The organism is Vibrio sp. WZ-1 (assembly GCF_052037695.1).
In the GTDB taxonomy this organism is placed as follows: Bacteria; Pseudomonadota; Gammaproteobacteria; order Enterobacterales; family Vibrionaceae; genus Vibrio.
In genome coordinates this window covers 23,149-31,630 of the sequence record NZ_JBQEQR010000041.1, presented here as the reverse complement: position 1 = coordinate 31,630, position 8,482 = coordinate 23,149, and the positions used below count along the sequence as shown (strand labels likewise).

Annotated in this window: 8 protein-coding genes; 4 read left to right on the top strand and 4 right to left on the bottom strand. The window is 45.3% G+C overall.

From position 1 onward, the window contains the following. Positions 1-267: 267 nt before the first annotated feature. The 4 genes from ACTS60_RS01705 to ACTS60_RS01690 form a co-directional block, all read right to left on the bottom strand. Positions 268-597, bottom strand: coding sequence for an SMR family transporter (locus ACTS60_RS01705; RefSeq protein ID WP_440886892.1), 330 nt, complete (start codon positions 595-597; stop codon positions 268-270). After that, entirely contained in the window at positions 594-977 is a 384-nt protein-coding gene (locus tag ACTS60_RS01700) for an SMR family transporter (protein WP_440886891.1), read from the bottom strand. The genes ACTS60_RS01705 and ACTS60_RS01700 overlap by 4 nt, the downstream gene beginning before the upstream one ends. A gap of 203 nt (positions 978-1,180) precedes the next feature. Beyond that, on the bottom strand, positions 1,181-2,107 hold the full coding sequence (locus tag ACTS60_RS01695) for a LysR family transcriptional regulator (RefSeq protein ID WP_440886890.1): 927 nt from the start codon (positions 2,105-2,107) through the stop codon (positions 1,181-1,183). Between the two features lie 54 nt (positions 2,108-2,161). After that, positions 2,162-3,169, bottom strand: coding sequence for a substrate-binding domain-containing protein (locus tag ACTS60_RS01690; RefSeq protein ID WP_440886889.1), 1,008 nt, complete (start codon positions 3,167-3,169; stop codon positions 2,162-2,164). Between the two features lie 232 nt (positions 3,170-3,401). Here ACTS60_RS01690 and ACTS60_RS01685 point away from each other — a divergent pair, with 232 nt between their 5' ends. Genes ACTS60_RS01685 through ACTS60_RS01670 form a run of 4 tightly spaced genes read left to right on the top strand, consistent with a single transcriptional unit; the run spans position 3,402 to position 8,382 of the window. Then, a complete protein-coding gene (locus tag ACTS60_RS01685) occupies positions 3,402-4,754 on the top strand; it encodes a serine/threonine-protein kinase (protein ID WP_440886888.1) in 1,353 nt (450 codons plus the stop codon). A 31-nt stretch (positions 4,755-4,785) separates the two neighbouring features. Further along, positions 4,786-6,261: a chromosome partitioning protein ParA gene (locus ACTS60_RS01680; RefSeq protein WP_440886887.1), complete on the top strand. Its 1,476-nt coding sequence runs from the start codon at positions 4,786-4,788 to the stop codon at positions 6,259-6,261. 2 nt (positions 6,262-6,263) lie between these two features. After that, positions 6,264-6,836, top strand: coding sequence for a sigma-70 family RNA polymerase sigma factor (locus ACTS60_RS01675; protein WP_440886886.1), 573 nt, complete (start codon positions 6,264-6,266; stop codon positions 6,834-6,836). Positions 6,837-6,840: 4 nt separating this feature from the next. Next, complete coding sequence (locus ACTS60_RS01670; RefSeq protein WP_440886885.1) at positions 6,841-8,382, top strand: hypothetical protein; 1,542 nt, start codon at positions 6,841-6,843, stop codon at positions 8,380-8,382. Positions 8,383-8,482 lie beyond the last annotated feature (100 nt).

Genomic DNA, 8,482 nt, shown 5'->3' with positions numbered 1-8,482 from the left:
CCACAGCACTTTTTTGTTGGCAGATTCTGAATCACGCTCGTCCCTCGCTGTTCAGAATGACGAGCTTTGGGGTTGGTCACTTTTCTTTTTAAATAAATGAATGAATCCGTCATTCCGACGAGCCTAGGCGAGATCAGGAATCTACTATCAAAGTACTGTAAAGCGAAAGGAAATACCTCTGCCACAGCACTTTTTGTTGGCAGATTCTGAATCACGCTCGTCCCTCGCTGTTTAGAATGACGATACCTAGGATTCAGGCAAAAGACATCAAGCCGTCTTCATCACCACAACCGCAGCAATAACAACAAAAATACCAAACCAGCCAATCGGCTTAAGCTTTTGTTTGAACAGCAAAGCACCACCAATCGCGGTACCCAAGATACCAATCGCGCCCCAAGACGCGTAGGCGATCGCAAGGTCAATCTCTTTTACGGCTTGAGCAAGCAAAGTAAACGCCGCCATCACCAATACAATCGCAGTGACACCCCATCCTTTGCGTTCAAAGCCTTTAGAGCGAGTCAGCGCCATGTTTGCCATGATGTCGACCAACGCCGCCAACACCACAAATCCAAATGAAACGGTAAAGAACTGGCTCATGATTCACACCTCGCATTCGATGAGTGTGGCAACTCATCTTTTTGTTGAGGCTGACCGTGTGATTCACCCAACGTCACACACACAATACCAACCACCGCCAGTGCCAAGCCAACGAGCTGCTGCGTGCTCAAATTGGCGTCAAACAGAACGATAGAAACGAGGGTAATCAAGGCAATGCCTACGCCTTCCCATGTCGCGTATGCCACACCAATGGAAATTTTCTTTGCCGCAATCGACAAGAAGTAATAAGAAATGGCGATCAGAACGTACATCACCAAATAGCCTTCCCACGCGTTACTTTCACCGATAAATGACATGGTACTGGTCCCGGCAACTTCAGCAACGATGGCGAGCAATAAAAATAGACGTGCAATAAGCATGGTTCATCCTCCCCAGAAATTAAAAAACTGCATAACGGAGAATGGTGAATGTCTTTCAAGAATTAGACATCCAAAGAATTGATAAGATAAAAAGAGCCGCTTCTCCTGACTATTTGTAGTCAGATTAGCCCTTCTCCAGCGAAACAGACAGGTAATTGAGATATTCATTTTTGAATATCTATGAGAACTGTTTGTCTATGAGATCACGTTAATGGTGTATTGAGGGTTTGCTGCACTACTTGGTGCAAATGGCGATGCAATGGATGATTACGATACGTCTGCAAATACCCACCAGAAACAACAAATTGGCTAAACTCGCGGTTTACCATTGGCATTGGATAAGAGGCGAGTTCATGCATCAAGTGCGCGGTACTTTGGCTGGCGTACATGATCGCATCGGTCTCAAGCAGCATTTGGCAAGCAACACGCAAATTGTAGGACTTGAGCAGCACCACAGGTTCGTAACCCATGCGACGATATTCAGATTCAACCGTACACTGCGGATTGTATGACGCTGGCCCAGGTAGAGATACCAGCGGCAATTTCGATACCGTGCCCCAATTATTACTGACTTGCGACAATGTTGGATGGTCTTTTCGCGCCAGTATCACCCGTTTTTCGACAAACAACGGACGCATATAAATGTCTTTCGACAATTCGGTTTCTTGATCGAGAATACAGTAGTCGTGTTCGCCCTCTAGCATCTCATCTTGGGAATAGATGTTCCAACTTGAGAACGCAAACGAGGCTTGAGGAAAGGCTTGATGGCAGCCACGCAGTAAGCGCTGCCCTTGTTCGTCCATCAAATAGGGGTCTGTCACAATCGCAATCTGACCTTGGTATTCTAGTGGGTCAAATTCAGAAAACTCCTGCACCACTTTTTCTAGCGGCGACAGCATGTTATCGAACTCTGCCGCTAAGCGAATTGCCATTGGGGATGGCTCGACCCCATGAGCTTTACGTACAAATAGTGGGTCATCAAACACGTCTTTCAGTTTCATCACCCCTCGACTGGCACTGGGTTGCGAAATACCAAGCTGCATCGCTGCCAACTTGATGCTGCGATTTTCTACCACGGCTTTAAGTAAGCGCATTAAATTAAGATCTAACGCATCAAGTTGGTGTGGCATGCCCGTGCCCTCATCAGAAACGAATAATGAAAAATAAGCGTGAGTCAGAGTGCGTTAAACGCTCTCGCCCGCGGTAATTTGATAGCCCATATCCACTATCATCTCGGCCTGCTCTTCACCCTTGAGGCGTGAGATAAGCAGTTCAGCACTCTTCTCACCGATTGCAAAACGCGGCGTATCGACACTGGTTAACTTGGGACTGATGGCTTGACCGATATCCAATGCGTTATAACCGACAATGGCGAGTTGCTCAGGTACTTTGATATTAAGTTGCTGCGCATTTAATAGTGTACCGATTGCGATATCATCGTTAGTACAAAACACACCATCCAGATCTGGATAAGTACCTAAAGCACGTTCTAGTAGATCAGACGCCAAGGAGAAACTTGAGTGTTCACCCGTTAATATATGCTTGGGCTCTAAATCTGCTTCTATCATCGCTCGATCATAACCTTTCATACGTAGCTTGGTACGCGTATCAAGGCGGGCACCGAAGTAGACTATCGTACGTTTTCCTGACTCCAACATACGCTTCACGACATTATAAGCCGCATCTTCATGATCTAAACCCACCGCCATATCAATCGGCTGTTCTGGCAGTTCCATCGTTTCGACCACGGGCACGCCTGCATTCTTGATCATCTGCAACGTACGCTGAGTGTGATGGCTTTCGGTTAGGATTAAGCCGTCGACTTGGTAAGAAAGCAAAGAGGCAATCTTGCGCTCTTCTTCCAATTCATCATAACTAAAGTGTGCAAGGAGGGTTTCGTAGCCATTGGCTTTGGTGACTGTTTCAATGCCCTGAACAAAAGACGCAAAAATTTGGTTGGACAATGAAGGCAGCAAAATGCCAATCGCTTTACTGGAAGACTTCGACAGCATCGCTGGCGCTCGGTTTTCGATGTAACCCATTTCTTCAATCGCGGCGGCGATCTTCACTCGTGTTTTTTCTGCTACAGAGTCTGGATTACGCATATAACGCGAGACCGTCATTTTCGTTACGCCAACTTTATCTGCGACATCCTGTAGCGTCGTTCGTACTTTCTTATTCTGTTGAGCCATAAATATCTAATTTATCAGTAATGTTACTAGTAACATTATGACCAATAGACACCTCGCCGACAAGCCAAGTAAAAATCATCCTCTACACCCATCAATAAAATCAGAACCTTAACGCTCAAATAACCATCAAATTGCAATCCCAACATTGTGATTTAGAGCTTAATAAATAAATGACATTAATATTGAGTTTCTTATAAAATAGCGTACCTAAAACAATAAGATACGAAGTACAGTGCAGTTAGGCTCCAGCGAAACCCAGATTTACTATCACCTGCTTGATCTGGACGACTCTCAGAAGCAGCAATACCTCAACGAATTGCAGCAGAGTCAACCTGAGCTTTACCTCCAAGTTGCTCCTCTTTTAGCCAGTGAAAACGAAGAAAAACAACTAACAGAGTTGCTCAGCTTCGGTGCGAATTTGGCAACCAAACAAGAGGTCGATCTAACAGGTGAAGAGATCAGCAAGTACCGCCTTACCCACGAGTTAGGGCGCGGAGGCATGGGGGTGGTGTATGCCGCACTGCGCGCTGACGAAACGTTTGAACAAGACCTTGCAATCAAGTTCATTCAAACCAACCTCAGTAAGGTATTAGGCAAACGCGCACTGTTTGATGAAGCCCAACTTCTGGCTCGTTTAAACCACCCTTACATTGCCAAAGTGTTTGATGGCGGCTTGCACGGTGACTCGGTTTACATAGTGATGGAACGTGTTTTCGGTCAGACCCTAGACTCATATTTGTTGCTCACGCCAATGGAATACGATGACAAGTTATTGCTGTTCAAGCAGATTTGTCAGGCAATGGAACACGCCCACCAGCATCAAGTCCTGCATGCAGATCTCAAACCAGAAAACATCCTAATTGATCGCAATAAACGACCAAAGCTGCTCGATTTCAACCTAACGCAAAAGGTGCAATCAAACAGTAATGATTCGTCTCCCACATTAATTGCATTCAGTGAAAAATACGCCAGTCCAGAGCAGCAAGTCGGACAGTTTTTGACCGAACAAAGTGATGTGTATTCACTGGGTAAGATTCTGGCACTGATGTTTCCTGATCAGCCTATATGGTCAGACATTTATTGGGTGGTGAGACGAGCAACACGAGCGAAAGCAAAGCAGCGCTACCTTAACGTCCGCACACTGCGCCAAGATATTGAATGTATTTTGGAACGACGCCCAATAGAGCAAAAGAAGCACTGGCCACTGTACAGTACACTTCGTTTAGTACAACGCCGGCCGCTGCCATCATTGTTATCCGCAATCTTAGTGTTATCTGGTTTGCTTTTTGGTAACACTCTGATTCAAAAGAACATACAACTTCAACAAGAGAAGAAGGTTGCAGAAGACATCATGTACGAAGTGACGCGCCTTGTCTTTCATGCCAAGGGGCAAAACGTCGAGCATATGTCCGTCAGTGCCATGATGGAGCTGACACGCAGGCGGATTCTGTCTAACCCAGATATCCCCAAACACATAAAACAGAAAATGCTGTTGGCGATGATGACGCCGGTGCCAGAGAAGCACCTCACAAAATCAATAAGTTGTCAGCCAAATTGTGCACCAAAGGACCGCACTCAACAGTAAGGCTAAACATAAAAAAGGCTTAAAAATTAAAATGTACACACGTTCCGTTGCGATCTGGCTATCTGCTTTAGCGATAGCACCAGCATGGGCGAACTCCACTTCTACGACTCCATCGGAAGAAGCGGCAGCGCCTACCATAAAGCAAGGCTTCTTCATCGACTCACCGGTGACTGGGCTGTATTACAAAACTAGCTCAAAGCTTTCTGGCCACACAGACAAAGGCGCGTTTCAGTATCGCCCTGGCGACGTTATCAGCTTCTTTTTAGGTAATGATGCCAACGGCTACTTGCTCACTACAATGTCGAGCCAAGAAGTGCTCACTCCAACCATGGCAACCACTAAACCAAGCCGCAGCATTAATATGACTCGCTTGCTGCTTTCACTCGACAGCACTCCAGAGAATCGTCAAGAAATCGTACTGGTAAACAAGGTGTTATCTGACCCGGCCTTTCAAGCACAGCTTAAGCGTATTGATCTCAATTTCCTTGATGATGCCAAGCACCAACTCAACTTAGATTGGGTTTCGGTGCAAGAAGCGGTAGAGCACCTCAATGAAAGCCAAAACTACATCGAAAATAACTTCGCCTCAGATGAAATTATTTTTGAGCCTCGTGACGTGCGCTTTAAAAACATCATCATCAAGAAGAAAGACTGGAAAGGTCGCGCATGCGCATTCGATATTCGCTATCAACACCACCCACGTTATCGACCGCCCATTGGCGAGATCAACTTTACCATTACTGAAGAAAACCTAATTCAGCATCCAAGTGTTGGCGACTACTTCCAAGGGTGTTTCCTATCACTCAATCACCGCGTGACTGAAGAGATTATCGAACCGATTGAAAAATTTTCTGAATGGGAAAGTTTGGTGGGTTGCTCAGAGACAGGTTGTACACGTAATGACCTCAACGGTTTTTCGCTAGAGGACTATAACGATGAAGGCGACTGGAAATATCGCTCTGTTGCGCTCAACTTCGATCCAAGTACCCAGCTATTAATGGAAAAAGTGCAAGGCCTGGGAACCAACGAACACATCAAACACAACAACCGCACAGAGATGTTGTGGTTTACCTATCCTGACTCCGTAGATAGTCAAATAGCTTACCAAGGCGTGTGGCAACAAACGCAATACCTACAAGACTCGATGAAGCAATCGTGTCTGCTAATGCGTCATAACCAAGTGTTGCGTTTACCTGTCGATGCCGTTACCTGTCCTACAGATACCAGTCTATACACCCAAGATGTCACCAATGAATATATGGATATGTGGTGGGTCAACAATGACCAGCCAAGTGCTGAGCTAGCGCAGATGAATGTGATGGTGCGTTGGTCACCAAGCCCAGCAGAAATCAACTACACCACGTGGGAATACCTGCCAGCAGGCAAAACGTGGGAGCAAGGTATTTTGTATCGTTATCAGCAAGACATTAGCCGTAATCGCGATGGTTCTGATCGTATCGAAACCCATTCTATCTCTGAGTTTGTAAAAATAAGTGAGGACGTATAGCCATGGCTTCTAAATCTACCCTGACGCAAATTATCCAGCAGTGGCAAGCAGGCAATAAGCAGGCAGAAAGTGAGTTGTACCAATTCGCTTACCTGCAACTACGTAAAATTGCCCAGCAAGAACGCGAACGCAACGCGGAGAAATACGGTACCGACAACAAAGTACTAGCAGATAGCGTGAACAGCACTACAGCCCTGATCCATGACGCCTACTTGAAGATGTCTAACTGCGACATGAGCGAAATTGAAACCAAGCGCGATTTCTTCTTAATGGCAGCCAAAGTCATGCGCCAAATCTTGATCGACAACGCACGCTCGCATCAAGCACAAAAACGCCAACACATCACGCAGATGAAAGAGGAAGAAGATCGCTTCGAGCAACTGATCATCATGGATAAAGCCCTCGATAACTTTAGTGTACGCTACCCACGTCAATCTAACGCTCTGAAGCTCAAATATCTGATGGGTATGAAAAACCAAGAGATCTGTGAACTGCTGGAGTGCAGCGCCAGTCTGATTGAAAAAGACCTTAAATTCTCACGCAGTTGGCTGCACTCAAGAATGGCACACGCATAATATCATGATGAAAAAATACTGGATTGCAGGCACTCTGGGTATCTGTTTGATGGCGAGCTTCTGGCTTTCAGATGAACAAACGACTGCTGTGGCTGCTAATATCAAGCCAGCGAAAAATGGCACGGACAAGAAAAATGCCGCTCATGGTGAACGCACTTCTTTGATTGAAGTAAAGCAAGCCTTAACCTCATCAGCGCTAGAGCGAAGCAACGATCTCGCCTTTGAAAAAGCACTCGAATCAACGTTGTCAGAGTATCCTGAACAGGTTCAAGATACTTTGGGATCATCGGTGGTCAATTACTCCGAAAGCCTGACTCAAACCTACGTCAATAACAGCCAAAATCATGATTTGACAGACAACGGCAAACCAATCATTAACCTTGCGGTGGAACAGCAGCTACAAACCATCATCTTTGGTTGGGAGCTAGCGCAGAACAACCCTATTAACTACTCACTGGGGTTGGAGCAATTGTTTGAAGACCCAGAAGGTGACCTGCTGACAACGCGTATTTGGCTAGAAAATGCCAATGGATTAAGTGTCCTTAACCAAGGACAAATCATGTTGCAAGGTGCACCAAAAGCCTTCGGTCAAACTACGCATTTGGCGGTATCAGCACGAGATGACCACCATGGCACAGAAGATCATGCTTGGGTAACCACGCGCTTTGAACTGCCTGCGGTGATTGAAGAGCAAAATAATACGGAACACCCTCTCATTGATGGCATTGTGTATCGCCTTGAAACTACCACCTTCCTTGGCGGAAAAAAATACGCATATGAAGTTGTGTATTGCGAGGCATTTCAGTTTATTGAAGAGCAAGTCTTTTATGCTGCAGCCAATAACAAAACTCGTTGTCCTGAAGAGCATGAATTAAAGAAAGTCGGCCACTATAAGATCAGCGATGATTCACTGATTGTGCAAGCCAACGGAGTACAACAGATATGGACCACTAAAAAGGTTTACACCTCGCTAGTTCATAAAGAAACAGAAAACTACTTTATTACCATCTTCGACAATAATCACTTCGAAAGCTACACCATGCAGAAAAACAAACGCTCGATGGAAGAACGTTTGAACGTCAATACAGGAGAAAAGCTGTATCAGTACAACCTATTTGATCTGCTCATTCCGACTGCCGGTGGTTATCGCCATGCGCTCGCTGGTAACTATATTTTTGACCGACGACATGCTCAAGATAGTGAGTATTACGACGGTTTCGACTCAGATCTCAACATTGTCACATCTAATAGCGACTTATTTGCTCATGAATTCTGTCAGTTTTGGGACACCTCAATCGTCGCAGGTGAAGGTATGTTTGGCGAGGTTATTTCTTACTCCAACAATACCGATTGCGCAACTGCTCCCAAGCCCTCCGCATACGCTTATGTCTATTTCAACAATGATTATCATGCTAACGATGAGTTTCTTCAGGAGGAGGTTTATAGCTACATCCTGCGACCACGTCCTCAGTTCGCAAGTAAAGTGGAAGAGCTAAAAATAAACATGATTTACCACCACCCAAAAAACACTGCAGCCCATAAATAAACCACCACAATTACAACTCATTGTTTATAAAGACCTAACTTTAAATCTCATTTGATATTTCTATTGATAGAAAAGCCCACAAAAAATATTCCAAAATTTT